General features: G+C 57.3%; 20 protein-coding genes. All 20 read right to left on the bottom strand.

Annotation, left to right across the window (positions count from 1 at the left end):
- Positions 1-117 precede the first annotated feature (117 nt).
- Positions 118-1,038, bottom strand: coding sequence for a hypothetical protein (locus D5269_RS15175; protein WP_120486632.1), 921 nt, complete (start codon positions 1,036-1,038; stop codon positions 118-120).
- A gap of 14 nt (positions 1,039-1,052) precedes the next feature.
- Complete coding sequence (locus tag D5269_RS15170; RefSeq protein WP_147408013.1) at positions 1,053-1,895, bottom strand: hypothetical protein; 843 nt, start codon at positions 1,893-1,895, stop codon at positions 1,053-1,055.
- Entirely contained in the window at positions 1,892-3,070 is a 1,179-nt protein-coding gene (locus D5269_RS15165; RefSeq protein ID WP_120486630.1) for a baseplate J/gp47 family protein, read from the bottom strand. The genes D5269_RS15170 and D5269_RS15165 overlap by 4 nt, the downstream gene beginning before the upstream one ends.
- Entirely contained in the window at positions 3,070-3,441 is a 372-nt protein-coding gene (locus D5269_RS15160) for a DUF2634 domain-containing protein (RefSeq protein ID WP_120486629.1), read from the bottom strand. The genes D5269_RS15165 and D5269_RS15160 overlap by 1 nt, the downstream gene beginning before the upstream one ends.
- A 20-nt stretch (positions 3,442-3,461) precedes the next feature.
- On the bottom strand, positions 3,462-3,725 hold the full coding sequence (locus D5269_RS15155) for a hypothetical protein (RefSeq protein WP_120486628.1): 264 nt from the start codon (positions 3,723-3,725) through the stop codon (positions 3,462-3,464).
- A 14-nt stretch (positions 3,726-3,739) separates the two neighbouring features.
- Positions 3,740-4,348: a Gp138 family membrane-puncturing spike protein gene (locus D5269_RS15150; protein ID WP_120486627.1), complete on the bottom strand. Its 609-nt coding sequence runs from the start codon at positions 4,346-4,348 to the stop codon at positions 3,740-3,742.
- A gap of 13 nt (positions 4,349-4,361) precedes the next feature.
- A complete protein-coding gene (locus tag D5269_RS15145; protein WP_120486626.1) occupies positions 4,362-5,204 on the bottom strand; it encodes a hypothetical protein in 843 nt (280 codons plus the stop codon).
- A gap of 1 nt (position 5,205) precedes the next feature.
- Positions 5,206-5,562, bottom strand: coding sequence for a hypothetical protein (locus tag D5269_RS15140; RefSeq protein WP_120486625.1), 357 nt, complete (start codon positions 5,560-5,562; stop codon positions 5,206-5,208).
- Positions 5,563-5,574: 12 nt separating this feature from the next.
- Positions 5,575-6,168, bottom strand: coding sequence for a phage baseplate protein (locus D5269_RS15135; RefSeq protein WP_120486624.1), 594 nt, complete (start codon positions 6,166-6,168; stop codon positions 5,575-5,577).
- A gap of 17 nt (positions 6,169-6,185) precedes the next feature.
- A complete protein-coding gene (locus D5269_RS15130; RefSeq protein WP_147408012.1) occupies positions 6,186-6,572 on the bottom strand; it encodes a hypothetical protein in 387 nt (128 codons plus the stop codon).
- 11 nt (positions 6,573-6,583) lie between these two features.
- A complete protein-coding gene (locus tag D5269_RS15125; protein ID WP_120486622.1) occupies positions 6,584-9,934 on the bottom strand; it encodes a phage tail tape measure protein in 3,351 nt (1,116 codons plus the stop codon).
- A gap of 166 nt (positions 9,935-10,100) precedes the next feature.
- Complete coding sequence (locus D5269_RS15120) at positions 10,101-10,409, bottom strand: hypothetical protein (protein ID WP_120486621.1); 309 nt, start codon at positions 10,407-10,409, stop codon at positions 10,101-10,103.
- Positions 10,410-10,507: 98 nt separating this feature from the next.
- Positions 10,508-10,900 (bottom strand): hypothetical protein, encoded by a 393-nt coding sequence (locus D5269_RS15115; protein ID WP_120486620.1) that lies wholly within the window; start codon positions 10,898-10,900, stop codon positions 10,508-10,510.
- Positions 10,901-10,914: 14 nt separating this feature from the next.
- Positions 10,915-12,408: a DUF3383 family protein gene (locus tag D5269_RS15110; RefSeq protein ID WP_120486619.1), complete on the bottom strand. Its 1,494-nt coding sequence runs from the start codon at positions 12,406-12,408 to the stop codon at positions 10,915-10,917.
- A gap of 17 nt (positions 12,409-12,425) precedes the next feature.
- Positions 12,426-12,959: a hypothetical protein gene (locus tag D5269_RS15105; protein ID WP_120486618.1), complete on the bottom strand. Its 534-nt coding sequence runs from the start codon at positions 12,957-12,959 to the stop codon at positions 12,426-12,428.
- Complete coding sequence (locus D5269_RS15100) at positions 12,956-13,312, bottom strand: hypothetical protein (RefSeq protein WP_120486617.1); 357 nt, start codon at positions 13,310-13,312, stop codon at positions 12,956-12,958. Before D5269_RS15100 ends, D5269_RS15105 begins: the two co-directional genes overlap by 4 nt.
- Positions 13,309-13,938, bottom strand: coding sequence for a hypothetical protein (locus tag D5269_RS15095; protein WP_120486616.1), 630 nt, complete (start codon positions 13,936-13,938; stop codon positions 13,309-13,311). Before D5269_RS15095 ends, D5269_RS15100 begins: the two co-directional genes overlap by 4 nt.
- 1 nt (position 13,939) lies before the next feature.
- Positions 13,940-14,563: a phage head-tail connector protein gene (locus D5269_RS15090; protein ID WP_120486615.1), complete on the bottom strand. Its 624-nt coding sequence runs from the start codon at positions 14,561-14,563 to the stop codon at positions 13,940-13,942.
- Between the two features lie 32 nt (positions 14,564-14,595).
- Entirely contained in the window at positions 14,596-14,796 is a 201-nt protein-coding gene (locus D5269_RS15085; RefSeq protein ID WP_120486614.1) for a hypothetical protein, read from the bottom strand.
- A 12-nt stretch (positions 14,797-14,808) separates the two neighbouring features.
- The coding region (locus D5269_RS15080; protein ID WP_158605024.1) for a hypothetical protein at positions 14,809-15,036 on the bottom strand (228 nt) is incomplete at its 5' end.

The raw sequence follows: 15,036 nt of genomic DNA, 5'->3' as shown, positions 1-15,036 counted from the left end.
GCTGCGGGTCGGTCTCGACCTGTGCCGCCACCGTTTTGGGATAACGGTCCTCCCATTTTCCGTTCACAAATACTCTCTGCGTGTAGTTCTGTGCCATGTCTACATTCCTCCTTTTTATCACAGCGCGCCCCAGATCACCGAGGTATCCCCGGGCGGGTCTGCGCTGAATACCATATTTTTGACCGCAACCATATCTGCGGGAGCGTCAGGGACGCTTCCTCCTCCATCGTATAACAGCTTGAGATATACAGCATCAAGCTCACTATCCTGATACAGGACCACATACTCGCCGCGGCTGATCTGCCGTACCTCCTTAACCGTCTCGGGCCTTGCCGCATCCTTTGTGGTATAGACGGCCAGCCTGTTTTTATCGAGACATTCCGCCTTTGCTGGCAGTTGCATCAGGCTGGTGCCTCCCGCCGGACCGCCGCCCGCTTCGCCCATGCCCGCGCCGTATTGATAGGCAAACGCCAGCACCTGCGGATAGGTTCCCAACTGGTGATCCAAGGTGACCAGTTCGGTCTCCGGATGATTCTCTTTATTGTGTTCTTGGATGCGTAATTCCAACTCCTCGTGAGTGACGAGCGCATCCGGATCAATAGTGGCGGAAACCTTGTCTATGTCTCCCACAGCGGCAATGATGTCAAAAAAGGCCAATTTCCCGACGATAGAGCTTGCGGGCCTGATCCATTCTGGCTCACCTTCCAAGACCAGATATGTGTAGGGAACCTCTCCTTCATCCGGGTCCTCTGCATACAGCAGCAATCCGGTGGCATAAAATCCTGTCTCTACATTGGCACTGTTGATCTGGACGGATACTTGACACTCACCATCTACCGGGTTGGTGACAGAGCTTATTACCGCATCCATAACATACTCCGCCGGTTCCGTCATCGTCTTTGGTGTCATGTCCTCCGGAATAACCCCCTTACCGACTGCCACACGGGTATAGTGCATCTTGCAGCGGCCTGCCAGGACCTTGGCAATGAGGGCAATACCTTTCAGGCTGCCATAGCAGCCGTCCTCAAATTTTGCCATGGGTATTCCTCCTTCTAATCAATTCGTTTTGGCCTGATGTGGCTGCGCATATAGGCTCCGCTCTTGTCGCCGCGCTGCACACCAAAGGTCTTATCTTCTCCAATCGGGGCTGCGCTGAAAGCAGGACGCTGAACTGCGGCACGGCCGACATAAATGCTGGCCACAGCGGTTCGGTTCTCCCCGGTCGGCTCAAAGACAAAATTTGTTGCTGCGGCCCCGCCATGAGCAACAGACACATCCCAAACGACTTCCCGATTTCGCCCTACCGGCAGGTAACGGCAGCATCTCCCGATGGCTCCACCGTGGCTGATCGGCAGATCGAAGCGGTATGTCCGGTAGGTCCGAGCATATAGCCGCATACCGACGCCGGCGGCAACAATGCGCTTAATGGCCCAGGCGATCGGCTCAATCAGGTCTTGCCGTTCCTGCGTCAGAAGCAGCCAGTCCACATACAGAAAAATTTTGGCCGGGAACACATCCTCGAAATCAATGTCGTGATTCTCGATACCCAGCAGGTCGGCGGCAGCCCTGATGACCGTATCGGTATCGCCGCCGGAGAGCTGGGACAGAATCTTGACTCGGATGGCGAGGCGGTAGAGGGCGTCGTTCTCGCTGAACCGCTGAACGCCCCAGTTGGCCCCGTATCTGTCCAAAACAGCGCCCTTCGCTTGCCCGAGGTCGTCCCACTGTTTCACCAGCTCTGCGTTTTCGTGAACGATGTCCAGACCCCAGGCAAACAGGGAGAACAGCTTGCCGATGTTCGTTTCCAGCGGGAGACCCCGCTGGTGGTTATTGTAGTCCTTCCGGCTATAGGCGCTGGTCAGCGCATACAACATTTCAGATAGATAGTTTCTCACTCCACGATCACCATACTTTCATCGGTGACGGCCTTCTCCCTGGCGGCAATCTGTATATTCTTCCAGCTAAAGTTCTCCCCGTCGGGACTGAGCTGGAGATCGAAGTCTACCACTCCGGGAACCTTCAGGACGACCGTGGGCAGGGTTACGCAGATAACGTCCTGTCCGATGTTCAGGCCGCCGCGGGTGTTCACGCCGATGTGCCGGATGACGGCCCGCTTGATCCGTTCGATGCCGTCCAGGGGGAATTTGCTGTCAGTCACGAGGTTGAACACCTTGACCCATACGCAGACTGGAGTTGGGCGGCTGAAATGGACATCGCAGATGCTGCCGGCGGCGGTGACAACCGGGACAGTCGTGTTGCCGAAGGTCTGGATGCCTGCCGCCTTCCGGCGGTAGATGGCCCGCGCTATGTCCTCGTCGAGACCGCCGTAGGCCACAACCTCGAACGAGTGAGGAGGCAGCCCGGTCTTGCTCTCGAAGTCTGTGTCGTTCTCCTCTCCAGCAACGGCAATGACGGCCTCTACACTCCCGTAAATCTCAGCTATGATGGCGTCAAGATTTACGCCGCCAGCAAAGTCCACAGAGAGGTAGTACCGTTCCCGGAACTCGTCGTCGGTCTCCGTGTTTCTGCCGCCCTCGAAGGCTTTCTCGTTTATCACGGACCTGATGCCGAGCTTCGGGTTCGTGATGTTCTTGATCGTCCTCTCGGCGGTGTTGCCGTCAGGCCCGGCAACGGCGGCGGAGGCGGGCAACGTCACGCTTCCGTTCGTAATCACGCCGGAACTGAGTGTGACATACTGCATCCCTGCGGTGGTCTCGGCAAGGAATCCTTCCGGGACCTCCACGTTATCGTCACCGTAGAACGTCAGGTAGCCCATAGCCTTCTGGGCCCCAAGCAGCCGTATACCTATCATCCTGCCGAGGTGGAGGAGGCTGGTGCCTACCGCTGTGTCAACGAAGCGGGAGTTATACACATCCTCCAGGGTGGAAAACAGCAGGTTCAGCACCCATGCAAAAATCCGCAGAAAGACTCCCAGCGGAGAACGCACAGTCAGGTTGGCCTTGGAGCCAAACAGCTCCCGTGCCTTATACTCCAGAGCGTCAAGCAGCTCTGCATAGGTCGGCCGCCGGAAGCCGGCATCGGTCAAACCCCAGTCATTCGGTTTTGCCATTACGCAGTCACCTCCAACGCGATCGTTTCGCCGCTCACAAGCGTTGCCGTGAACGCAGCGGCAACGGTGCGCCCGTCATACGAGACGGTGATCGTGTCTATCCGGGAAATATCGTCCTCCTGAAAGATCGCCTCCCTGATAATGTCCTGAACCTCGTTGAGGTCTATCTCGTTCTGGTTCATTCCGACGATACGCTCATATTCTGTGCCGTGTATCAGATCAGCGAAAAACTCCGCCTTCCAAGTCAGGAGTGCATGGCGTACGTTCTGGACGGTGGTATCAGCATCGAAGATCTTCTTGAAGTTTCCACCATCATCGAAGGCCAGATCGCGGGTCTCGGGGTCTACCAGCAAGGTCATATTCTCTTCCACATTGCCGCACCTCCTAAACGTCAGGCTCCGTATTGCAGGCCCAGGTGGGCGTAGAGTTCTCGCGTGAGCTGTTTTTCGATTTCGTCTACATAGACGGTTACGGGCTTGCCATCCACCCGAATTTCCATCGTCTCCCGGAGAAGCGGCTGGGCTGCTGATTCGGCCGCAGGCTGGGCCGCAGACTGAAACAGCGGCAGAAAGCCAACGGCCTCCATACGCTTATGGCCGCAGGTATCGACATACGGGCAGGCTCGGCAGCCTGCCGCGAGTTTTGACAGCCCCATAAGGATGTCTCCTTTCAAAATATCGTCCCGTTGATGTCAACAGGGGAACCCTTTATGTTCACCAGCCCATTCGCGGTGATGGTCATATCGCTGGTTTTTATATCAATCGCAGCAGCGGTGAACTCAGCGGTGGTGTCTTCATTCTTGATGGTTACCTTGTTCTTCGTGACAGCGACATAAAGATTGCCGTCCTCGGCGGCGATACAGATGCTCTCATCCGGCAGGCCCTTGACCGTGTAGTCCCCAGCCACGAGCGCCCCTATGAAGATGGCGTCCGTCGTGGCGTGGTTGCGCTCGGTCAGGGGTTTGGCCACCTTGCCCCCGGTTACGGTGGCGTCCATATCGTGATCCAGGTAGACCACCGTACCGATGTCGCCCTCTTTTATCCAGGGGCGGAAGAGAAAGCCGCCGCAGTGCGTGAGGGCCACAGGAACCCTCAGAATCGGCGGCTGGCTTTCGTACTTGCCGTTCTCCAGGTGCTTGGAGAGCGGCTGGACGTTCACTGTCATCTTTGCGGGGTCGAAGGCCATCACCTGTACGGTGGCGGCCACACAGATGGATTCCCGGAGCTTGTCATCGTGAATCCGCTGGTAGTTGTACTGGTTTACATCGGCCAGTCCCATAAGCAATCCCTCCTCAGTATGGTTTCAGCTCCATGGAGGTCTTCCAGTCCCCGGTACGGCCTCCCTTGTGGCTACCCTTCACAACGATGAACCGTCCGTTCAGGTCACTGGACAGGACCTGAACGACCTCGGCGGTGGCGATGCTGTAGTTGAGCAGACAGGAGCGGGAAATCGTATCCTCTTTCCGATCCTCCCCGGTTTTCTGCGAGTTCAGGTCTGTCTCGACCTGGATGGCAACGGTTTCCTCGTCAGAGCGGAGGAGGCCGGTCGCCGGGGTGAGTGTGACGCCGTTATGGATGCCGTCATCCGCCTTCGTGATGTAGAGCTGTCCGGTTGTGCGGACGATCAACCGGCTCTTGCACTCGTTTACCACGATTTCGGTGAGCACCTGTTTGAGGTTGCCCCGGCAGACGCGGCCTCGCGGGTAGCTCGTGTCGATGGACAGCTCGCACCTGGCGACCTCTGCTCCGAAGATGTTCAGCAGATCCCGGATGATCGCAGACGCCTTCATGTTCTCCGCGTAGGTCTTGTTGACGATCCGCCCAAGGATTTCCTCAGCGCATGGCTGGACGGTCAGGGTGGTTGTCCAGTCTACGTTGTTCTGCTTGTGCTTCAGGCCGACCACCTTTCCGACCAGGATGCAGCCAACATTCCCCCGGTAGCCGGCATTCAGAATCACGGGATCGTCCTTCTTGATGCCGTTGCGGGTGTTGGAGGAGAGGTTTGTCACGGTCACAGTGGCCACCGGGGGCTCGTCGCTGTCCTCGAAGGGAATATCAAATGTGAAGTTCATCCCGTCCAGGTCATACTTGTTGCTCCCGATGACCAGTGTAGCCGCCCGAATCCAGAAGGCCATATCACTCCACCTTCCTTTCGTGGAGGTAGAGCTTTACATCCTTCCCGAAGTTCTCCCATGTGACCTCGGAGATGCTGTCGTCGGTGATGCAGGACGGAATGATGACCGGGATCGGGAACCGTTCATCCTCGACTACGTTGAACAGCGGGCGGCCATAGCGGACGATCTCCCCAAAGACGAGAACATTTCCGTTCACGTCATACAGGTCAATCGTAAAGAACTTGCCGGCATCGTTGTACTTGACTGTAAAGGAAAAGGTTCGGTCTGCGAGCTTCACGGAGAACGTGTATGGCACCCGTGAAACGTCGATTGCGATGTACTGCACATCAGAGTTCAGGTCTATCAGCTGCAGGGCCATATTCGTCCTCCCTTAAACAGCGAGGCCATTGTAGGCCCCCGTCCGCCTTGTCAGCGGCGCGGAGCTGCTGGGCTGTGTGTATGCCTCCCCGTGCCGCTCTACGCTGGCAGAACTTACGGATTGCAAAGAAACGGTCATTAGACCGGCGTTGGCCGTTTTCGCCAACTGCTGGTCGTCAGACCTTCCATTATCCTGACTGGTCATAGGTAATGCGCCATCCATAGGAACGTACTCGGCGGAGCTGATCTGCACCTGCTTCAGGGTCGCGGAGAAGGATGCACCGTTCCTGTTCTTGTACGAGCGGTCGAACTTGAGGCTCGTGAAGACAAGGTTGGACATCCGGGTGACGCCGATGTAGGTGATGATGTCCCGAGACTCTCGCATAGCTTTCAGTGCGTTTATCGCGCCGCTGCCGCCGATGATGACGCCCGAGATGTTGAGGGTGCCGGATGCGTTGTTCACATGGTCGTTGATCTCGGCTCCGTTTTCAATCGGATTTGAGGTGACGGTGCTGCTGTAGCTCTCGCTTTCCTTCTCAACCACACCGTTTTTCAAAGGTTCAAAGCGGACTGTGCCGCCCTTCCTGCTGGTGAGTATATAGGCCATACCCAGAAACCTCCCTGCTAGGGTTTCACCTCAACTGCAGGCAGCGCCTCAGTATGAAAATAAAGCTGATAATGATATGGATCGGTATGCGTGCCTGTGATGTCTTCGACCACATACAGCGTATAGTCGTTCAGGTAGATGTAGTTTTTTCTGTATTCGTTTGGGCCGACTTTGCATGTCACAACCAGCTCACTCGCCGAGTTATTGCCGACGCTCATATACCCCTCGACCTCTAAAATAATCGTATCGGTCCGAGCGTTATAGACAGTGATTTTGCGTTCACATTCGAAATAGTTAGCTTGTTTTGAGAAATTGGAGTTTACCTTATGTGCTTCAGAGCAGGCAGACAGGGTAAACACACACAACAGAAGCGCCAATAAAAGCGCGAGAATTTTTTTCATCATTTTTCCTCCAATCAAAATACATACTGGTTCTTCAGGGCTGCCCGCTGAAGCTCCTCCTCGCGGAACTCATCGTACAGCTCTCTCATCATAGCCTTCATTTCTTCCATACGCAGCTTCAACATCTCTTCCATCTTCTCCAGGGTTTCGCGGTCTGCACTGCCCTCTATGGTAATTTGGATTGGCGGGAGTGTTGGGGCAAACGTAAAACCGCCGCCATTCCCGGCAGAGCCACCGTTTGGCTCAGGAGTGCCGCCATTGCCGCTGCCAGCAATCCGCTCAGGACAATCGCCCTCACTGCCTTCCATATTGGTGGGATTTTCGTAGCCAGGAGGATTGAAATCTTTGACCAAGGGGTTCACATTGTAGTAAATATCAGAAACAGACGGAGTATTGATGTCCTCGATAACGGGTCTGACCTTGTAAACAGAGTCACCTACAGCGTTACCGATTTCGTCAATCCCCACTACATTCGGATATACACCATAGGTCATATCGGAAGGGCCGTTTGGTTCGGGGATGTCAAATTCGGGACCGTCGAGGTTCGTCGGGATTGCGCCCTTCATATCCTCTGTGACGCCCTTCATGCCGTCGGCGAACCCTCCGCCGAGGCCCAGCGCCATGTTGTCGCCGATTTCGGCAAATACTGTGGACGGGCTGTGGATGCCCAGGAAGCCCTTGACGCCGTCCACGATGCCGCTTGCGAAGCCTTTGACCTGATCTGTCACCCAGCTTCCCATCGACGAGATACCGCTCCACAGGCCCTCTACGATGCTCCTGCCGACGCCTATCACCATGCTGGGGATTTCGCCGAGCGCGCCGAAAATAGCCGAACCGATCGCCGGGAGCTGGGCCACAAGCTGTGGGATCGCGGAAAGAATCCCAGACGCGAGCCCCATGAGCAGCGTCATACCGGTCGAGACAAGCTCCGGCAAGTGCTCGCCAAGTGTGCTGGCAATCCCGGAAATGATAGAGGGCAGCTGCTCGATCAGGATCGGGACTGCTCCGACAATACCGTCCGCCAAACCACTAAGGAGCTGCATCCCCGCATCAAGTACGAGCGGCAGATTTTCAATCAGCGTACCTGCTATGAGTACTACCGTTTCTACGATAGACGGTATCAGTTCCGGGAGCATCCCGCCGATACCGGACGCCAAGGACGCTATGATCTGCATCGACGCCCCCGCCAGTACGGGCAAACTGTTCAAAATGCCATCGCCCAGCAGGGTTACGATCTGGATTGCCGCATCAATAATCACAGGCATGTTATCCAGCAAACCTTGCCCCAAAGCACCGAGCAGCCGCATCCCCGCGTCAATCGCCGTCGGCAGCATCTCGATAATCATGCCCAGCCCGTCGCTCAGGATGCCTCCAAGGGCGCCCATCGCCCCGGTCAGCCCTCCCTCTTGGAAGGCTTCAGAGAGCTTCGTGACGGCCTCTGTGCCGAACTGTGTGAAGTCCCGTAGGGATGGGGCCAGCTCGTCAGAGATAACGATTTGAGCGCCCTCCAAGGCACTCTTGAACAGCGTTATGTCACCGGCCAGATTGTCAAGCTGGGTACCGGCCATGTCCTCCGCTGCGTCCTTCGAGTCTGCGATACTCTCGCTCAGCTCGCCAAAGCGCTCCGCGCTGGTACCGAGCATGGCGTTCACGGATTTCAGATCTGTCTTGTTGAAAATCTCGTTGAGCGCCTGCGTCTGCTCCTCCTGCGTCATCGTGGAGAGAGCGCCGTTCAGGTCCCCGAAGGTTTCATTCAGGGGCCGCAGGTTTCCTTCGGCATCGAACGCCTCGACGCCCAGGGCTTTTAACTGAGCTGCCGCTTTATCCGTAGGCGCGGACAGCGACAGAATCATGTTGCGCAGGGCTGTTCCGCCTTCCGCGCCCTTGATACCGTTGTCTGCGAGAACGCCCAGAGCCATATTCAGCTCTGTCGTGCCGCCGGACAGCGTTTTTGCAGTACCACCGACGGTCAGGATCGCTTCGCCGAGCTGTGCGACGCTGGTGTTGGATTTGCTGGACGCCTTCGCCATCTTGTCTACCAGCTCGGACGTCTCATCCAGGGTGAGGCCCAAGGCCGATTGCGCATCCGTCACCATGTCGGACGCCGACGCAAGCTCCATGCCGCCTGCCGCCGCGAGATTCAGCACATTCGGCAGCATGGCCATGGAGGTTTCCGCATCGTAGCCCGCCAGCGCCATGTAGTTCAAAGCGTCTGCCGACTGTGACGCGGAGAAGGCGGTATTCGCGCCCATCTCCATCGCAAACTCACGAAGCTGGGAGAAGTTCTGGCTGGCCTCAGAAGTCGAATCGTTCAGCTCGTCTATGGTATAGCCCATCGTGGCTGCTACCTGCGACATAGAGCTGTCAAACTCCATGCCAGTGTTTACCGAAGCAGCGGCGAAGCCGCCTATGGCTACGGTCGCTGCGGTGACGGCTGCAACAGCGGCTTTTCCGAAGCCGCCCAGAATGCCTCCAAACTTCTCAAACTTGCTGCCGGACGTTTCTGCCGCGTCGCCCAGGTCTTCGACCTCTGGCCGGGCGCCACCAGCGGCATCGCCCACATCGTCCGCCGCGTCTGCGGCGTCGTTCGCTCCACGGACAAAATCAGTAAAACGGCTCTTAGCGTGGTCAATCGCCCCGCCGAGGCCGTTCTTGATGGTCTCTATCGGATGAGTGAAGCCTTCCTTGATACTTTTCGCCCCGGAAACAACACTCTCCTTGACATCACCCATCTTGGTGACAACGTTATCCTTGAGATCGGTTACCCTCTCGCCGATATGAGTAACAGCCCCCCCAACGCCAGACCGAAGGACAGAGGAAAAGCTGTTTCCGCTATCTACCCCAGCGAGGAAAGACTTGCGGAAGGCTGAACCAATACTCCCGGCATCGCCCGACAAGTGGCCGATGTCATCGGTCAGAACTCGGATATTCCGCTCAGCTTCCGCGGTATCAATATCGATCTTGATGTCAGGCGGGTCGTGTCCGAAGTTGGTAGTACGGTCTTCCAGGCTTTGCAGATCGGTTTGCGCCTGCTCGGTATGGAGAGCAACGTCAACATCTGCGGAGCGTTCCCCAAGGCTGCCGATCTCTCCGGTCAGGTCCAGGATGCTCTCCTCGGCCGGGGTGGTATCCGCGTCAACGACGATTTCTGTGCTGTCAGCGCCAGACTGAAGACGCCCGATGTCACCCGCCAAACCGCGGATATTCTCGGACGCCTGTTCGGTATCGGCGGCGATGTCGACATCACCCTCAGCCTCGGCTCGCAGCCTGCCAAGCATACCAGAGAGGTTGCGGATCCCCTCCTCGGCCTGCACAGTGGCGGCGCTTATGGTTATGCCATACGATAAACTGCGAGCCTCTTCCACGAATTATCCCTCCCCGCTTCATTCGTTTTTGCTGGATTTCTTGTTCCACACGGTCTGCCAAAGGAGCCGGGCCTGCTCCGCTTCAGCGAACTCCGCCAGATCCATTCCCTTGAGCTCAATGTAACTGACGCCGCCCATGCAGAACACCATGCGCCAGAATCGTTCGTTACGCTGTGCTCTTTTCCGCGCTTCCGCCGGGTTCAGCTCGCTCCGACAGAAAGTTCTCGATCTCGCGCACCAGCTCGCTGGGGGTGGCTATGTCGTCCTGATCGTCGAAGAACTTCAGGCCGCGTTTGGCAACCTCGGCGGGAGCGATAACACATCCCCTGATGAGGGCGTCAGCGTACTTCGCTGTATTCTTCCGGCCGCTGGCGGGACGGATGTACAGGTCGGTCAGGTTGGTGTACCAAGAGAACGAGGCGCTCTGAAGCTGATAGTCAACGCCCTCAATGGTGATCGTCTTCTGTCTTGCCATAGTAAAACCTCCCATATAATTCTGAGTACGGGACCGGAACGGTATCGCGTTCCGGCCCCGTCTGCTGTGTTTGTGACTGCTGTGCTTCCCGGCCTTCATCACATAATGAGGATGTCGGGGATCAGGAACACGAACGAAACGTCCGGGGCGTCCTTGCCGCGCACAATGTCGGGCAGCTTCTCCACCATGCAGTGCTGAGCGAAGAAAATCTTGCCGTTATCGTTGGCGTCGGTGATGGCGAGGTTCGCCTGGACGCTCCTCTCGGCGCACTGCTCCAGATAGGGGATGTCCGGGGACTCCTGCTGGAGCGTGATGGTCAGCTTACCTGCCTTGTTTGCGTTCATGATGTAGGTGGTGTCGCCCTTGACGCCCTTTTTCATTGAATGGTTGGCCTCGTCGCGGGCCAGTGTGAACAGGCTGTCGCCGAACATACGGAGTTGTCTGCCGTTAAAGGCGACGTTCACTTTCAGAGGGTCATAGTTCTTCAGCATCGCTCTTTACCTCCTTACAGCGTCGCACGGAGGACGCCCTTGGTCTTGACCTGATGGACTGCGCCGCACAGCAGCGCCTCCCAGGTAATGTCGGGCATGACGCGGTTCCGGCGCTGCTCCTCCGTACTGTCCGCATACTTCGGGATGTTCACGGTGAAGATGCCGGCCTTACTCTCCTGATCACGGGCAACGATGTTGTGGTCCTCGTCCGCGGCCTCGGACAGAGCTTGTAATACTGCCGTGGCGACGAGACCGAAGCCAGCATCCGAGTAGTCAACGTTGGCGTTCTCCAGCAGAATGTCGTAGAGCAGGTCCCGCATCCGTTTGGCGATCCAGTCGCCGCCCAGCACCACGTCGATGAATTCGCCGTTGAGGCAGACGCCCTCCTTGACGTACTGGCGCTTGTACTCCTCCGTGAGGTAGTTGACATGGTTCTCACTGAGCTGATCGCGCTGGCCCTCGGTCAGCCTGGGCAGTGTGATGAGTTTCGTGCCCTCGCTGGCGGCGGCATTGCCGTCCTGCGGCCGCTTGAACTTCCAGGTCACGTTCTTCGGATAGAACGGGCCGACATTGCCGGTGTAGGAGGCGTCCGGCTCCTCGTTGAGGCAGTGCTCCTCGGTGTAGATGACGGCGGCGCGGGCGGTGTTGTCAGCAAAATTGAGGTCGCTGGTCTGGCCCATGTAGAACTTCCGATGGTCCTCCACGCCGACGCCAAGCTCCGCCTCGGTGGGCTCGCTGGCCTCCGCGAACTTCGCCAGCGCCTTGACGAACTCCGGCTCGTCCCGGTCGGTCATGAAGTAGTACCAGTCGTTGTCCTCCTCCCGCTGGAACGCCTTGATGGTCTCGATCAGGCTGTCAGCGGCGCTCATCACGTCCTTGCCGTTGGTGAAGGTCTTTTTCCCGGTGGCAACGAACTCCTGGGACATAGCCTCATCCAGGAAGATTTCAATACGCTCGGGAATCGAATCGGTGCTGCCGCCCTCGGTGGCAGTGAAGGTGACCACGGTGCCCTTCACTGCGGCGGTATAGGTCTTGCCGCTCTTGCTGAAGGTGGCGCCCTTGAACTGCGCAGCCAGCTTCGCGCCGTCCGCAATCTCGACCTTTGCGGTCAGTGTGACCACAGCCTTGTCATCACCGCCGATCCGCACATAGAGTTTCTGATTTGCGGCAGGGGGATCAAAAGCGAACACATCGTCATCAAAGTCGATCTTGAAGGCAGCTGCCACAGCGGGGGAGGCGGTGGGCGGCTCGAAACCCACAATCTTGAACTTATTCACCAGCGTCTCGGCCAGCGTGGTCTTGCCCTGGTTCAGCAGGGTGGTCGCCTTGCGGACGATCTTCGAGTTGGGGGTATTTCCATCATCCCCGTAGACAGCCTTGACGCTCTCAACATCCCGGTACACACCGACGGGCTGGGCCCCGGTGGTCGATATGAGCAGGATGTCAAGGCTCTCCTTTGTCGTAGGCAGCGCATCGCGCTGCACAACGACAATTACGTCTTTTGCCATTTTGCATTTCCTCCTTCTTACTGGTGCGCGTTTCCTGGGGTCCTGGCCTCCAGAATGGTGGCAGCCGGCATCTCATCGGTGCGGATATAGGCAAAGCGCACATCGAATCCGTACCGGCGAACGGTATCCTCCACCACAAATCCGCTCCGGTTTGCGACGGAGCCGACATTGCGGACCACGATATCCTCACTGCCGACTAGGATGCAATGTCCGTTCAACAGGAAGAATCCGTGCCCTTTTTCCACAAGGTCAAGAGCCTCATCCTCGCCGTAGATATAGCCGCCGTCCCCCGCCTCCCGGTTCTGGCCGCAGAAGGTGAAGGACATCGTTGCCTCTACCGGCTCGGAACGTATGTGGCGGCAACCCTGCTTCTCGTCCCCTACGACCTCATGCAGCCCGAAAGCGTGGTTGGAGATGCGCGGCACCAAGGCGCTGTAGTAGCAGTACGGGAATTTCGGCTGCTCCGCTATCTGGTCAGACAGAATAACCGGGCAGCCGATGTGTTTTTCGAGACCAGACACGATCGCGTCGCGGGCCTGGACGAACGTCATTTCTTCACCACTCCCTCCACGATGTATCGCACCATGGGGTGGATACTGTTGTGACCCAGTACGGTCTTGACGGTGTATCTCTGACCATCGAAGGTATCCTCAATGATTTGGTTGGTGCCGATCTCCACCCGGTCATCGGTGTAGAGCTTCTGCGCGTTTTGGGTGTACGTCCCTTCCGGCAGATTCTTCAGGTCTTTGTCCGACAGCGGCAGGACGATGCCCTTAAACGTCTTCACAGCCTTTTCAACCGGACGGGACTGCCCGCCGGGACCGTCGCGGACGAAGGTGCGCTCATAGACCTTTAGCGGGTGGAGTAAGGCTCTGGGAAGCCTGGGCGTAGCTATAAAGTTCATTTTGTTTCCACCTCATAAGCGATTTCATCGTGAATATGTGCGCCTGATTCAAACAGCGTAGTATGCTGTGTCTTGAGCATGGAACCGGACTTCGGTGTGACCTTGTTCTGACCGATGAAGCCCTGCACCAGCAAGACGGCCTGGGCTCCGATTTTATGCGCCGCAGCATCAGCGGTGGACTCCCCGGCCAAGACCTTGCTGACCTGCTGAGCAATAATCCCGCCCAGTTCATCCTGCTGCGCGTCAAAGCTCGCCCGGATAAAGGAGCGTTCCGGGAGAGTAACGCTTTTCACCAGCAGATACATTGCCTCGCTCTCGGTCTTGCCGCCGCGTTTCTTCTTGTCCCGAACCATGAGGAGCCTGCCGCCCTTCGCATTGACAAAGCGCAGGTCGCTGAAGGCTCTGGGAGAACCCGCGGCCTGCGCCTCCTTGGTCAGGGGGATGGCGAGGTACTTTCCTTTCTTGGGCTTGATGGTGGCGCCATACTCATGGGCATGGGCGATAGCCATAATATCAGAGTCTGCCTTTCCGCCGATGATGCCCACCAGTATTTTCTTCTGCTCCATCTCCTGACACACGGCTTTCATGCGGTTGAAGTCTTCCAAAAGCTGTTCTATCCCAGCCATTTCAATACCTCCTGTACAGGTTGACGAGCTGAAGCCAGGCTTCCGGCGTGGACTTATCGAAGGTCCAGCTCACATCCGAAATGGAAAAGGATTTCAGCCCCTGGGAACCGCTCTGCATATTCGCATACGCCTGGGACACCATGTCCCAGACAAGCCCCTCCAGGTCTGCGGGGAGCGTCTGAGGCTCTTCCTCCGTGGCGTCCTTCGGAAGCACATAGCCCGCCGTATAACATACTTCAATGCTCCGCTTGGATTCGATGATGTCATTGGCGAGGCCCCGGCGGTAGCCGGCCCTCAGCCAACCGTCATCCCGGTAGATGACGCCGATGTTGGCGGTCTGTCCATAGTCATAGAGCGCAGGAGGGACAAGTCTCCCGGCCTCTTTGACATAGTCAACGCTGACGATTGGGTACTTCAACGTGACCAGCTCCTGCTGGCCGTCGGCGTCGTAGAACTCCCGATAGGTGCTTTTGCCGAGGGGCCTGCCCACCTGCCGTTCCACCCAGGATGACGCCTTGTTGATCAGCAGCTCAATGAGGGCGCAGGTGCGCTCGTCGATCTCGTCATCGAGGTCCAGCATGAGCTTCATCCTGTCCAGCGTGGTAAGCGCGTTATGCGCAAGCATACAAAACCTCCTGTCATCACAAGGGCGGCAGGTTACCCCACCGCCCCTTTTATAGATTTGGCGCTCTCAAGCCGTTCCTGACCGTTGTCTCTGCCACTAGGGATTGGAGGCACGGTCTTGCCTTCCTCCCCGCCAGAGACAGTACCAAGCGGCTTTCCGGTCTTCTTTTCCTTGTCGGGAGAAACCGCCTTATTCGCGGGCGGTCTCACGCGGTCGTTGTAGAATCTCGGCATTTTATTCCCTCCTCACACCGGCTGGACAGAACTGTCACTCAGCACGACCGCCAGGGAATCAGAACCCTCCACGGTCAGCTTGACGAACTGCTTCAGCCCCAGCAGGTCCACCTCGACGTTCACCACGCCGGTGGTGTCCACGGGGCCCTCCTCGTCCTCAGCGGCCACAGGCTCCTTGAAGGTGAACTTACCGCCCTCGGTCTGCTGATCAGGGAACACCCGCTCGTCAGTCACGGGCAC

The sequence above is a fragment of the Anaerotruncus sp. 1XD42-93 genome, from assembly GCF_009917605.1.
Classification (GTDB): Bacteria; Bacillota; Clostridia; order Oscillospirales; family Ruminococcaceae; genus Anaerotruncus.
The sequence above is the reverse complement of the archived record's forward strand: the minus strand, read 5'-3'. Positions and strand labels throughout refer to the sequence as shown.

Bases quoted from the DNA above. Each gene is read 5' to 3' on its own strand.
- D5269_RS15175 (WP_120486632.1), bottom strand. From the start codon at position 1,038: ATGGCAAAATTTGAGGACGGCTGCTATGGCAGCCTGAAAGGTATTGCC.
- D5269_RS15165 (WP_120486630.1), bottom strand. From the start codon at position 3,070: ATGGCAAAACCGAATGACTGGGGTTTGACCGATGCCGGCTTCCGGCGG.
- D5269_RS15155 (WP_120486628.1), bottom strand. From the start codon at position 3,725: ATGGGGCTGTCAAAACTCGCGGCAGGCTGCCGAGCCTGCCCGTATGTC.
- D5269_RS15150 (WP_120486627.1), bottom strand. From the start codon at position 4,348: ATGGGACTGGCCGATGTAAACCAGTACAACTACCAGCGGATTCACGAT.
- D5269_RS15145 (WP_120486626.1), bottom strand. From the start codon at position 5,204: ATGGCCTTCTGGATTCGGGCGGCTACACTGGTCATCGGGAGCAACAAG.
- D5269_RS15140 (WP_120486625.1), bottom strand. From the start codon at position 5,562: ATGGCCCTGCAGCTGATAGACCTGAACTCTGATGTGCAGTACATCGCA.
- D5269_RS15135 (WP_120486624.1), bottom strand. From the start codon at position 6,168: ATGGCCTATATACTCACCAGCAGGAAGGGCGGCACAGTCCGCTTTGAA.
- D5269_RS15130 (WP_147408012.1), bottom strand. From the start codon at position 6,572: ATGATGAAAAAAATTCTCGCGCTTTTATTGGCGCTTCTGTTGTGTGTG.
- D5269_RS15120 (WP_120486621.1), bottom strand. From the start codon at position 10,409: ATGGCAAGACAGAAGACGATCACCATTGAGGGCGTTGACTATCAGCTT.
- D5269_RS15115 (WP_120486620.1), bottom strand. From the start codon at position 10,900: ATGCTGAAGAACTATGACCCTCTGAAAGTGAACGTCGCCTTTAACGGC.
- D5269_RS15110 (WP_120486619.1), bottom strand. From the start codon at position 12,408: ATGGCAAAAGACGTAATTGTCGTTGTGCAGCGCGATGCGCTGCCTACG.
- D5269_RS15105 (WP_120486618.1), bottom strand. From the start codon at position 12,959: ATGACGTTCGTCCAGGCCCGCGACGCGATCGTGTCTGGTCTCGAAAAA.
- D5269_RS15100 (WP_120486617.1), bottom strand. From the start codon at position 13,312: ATGAACTTTATAGCTACGCCCAGGCTTCCCAGAGCCTTACTCCACCCG.
- D5269_RS15095 (WP_120486616.1), bottom strand. From the start codon at position 13,938: ATGGCTGGGATAGAACAGCTTTTGGAAGACTTCAACCGCATGAAAGCC.
- D5269_RS15090 (WP_120486615.1), bottom strand. From the start codon at position 14,563: ATGCTTGCGCATAACGCGCTTACCACGCTGGACAGGATGAAGCTCATG.
- D5269_RS15085 (WP_120486614.1), bottom strand. From the start codon at position 14,796: ATGCCGAGATTCTACAACGACCGCGTGAGACCGCCCGCGAATAAGGCG.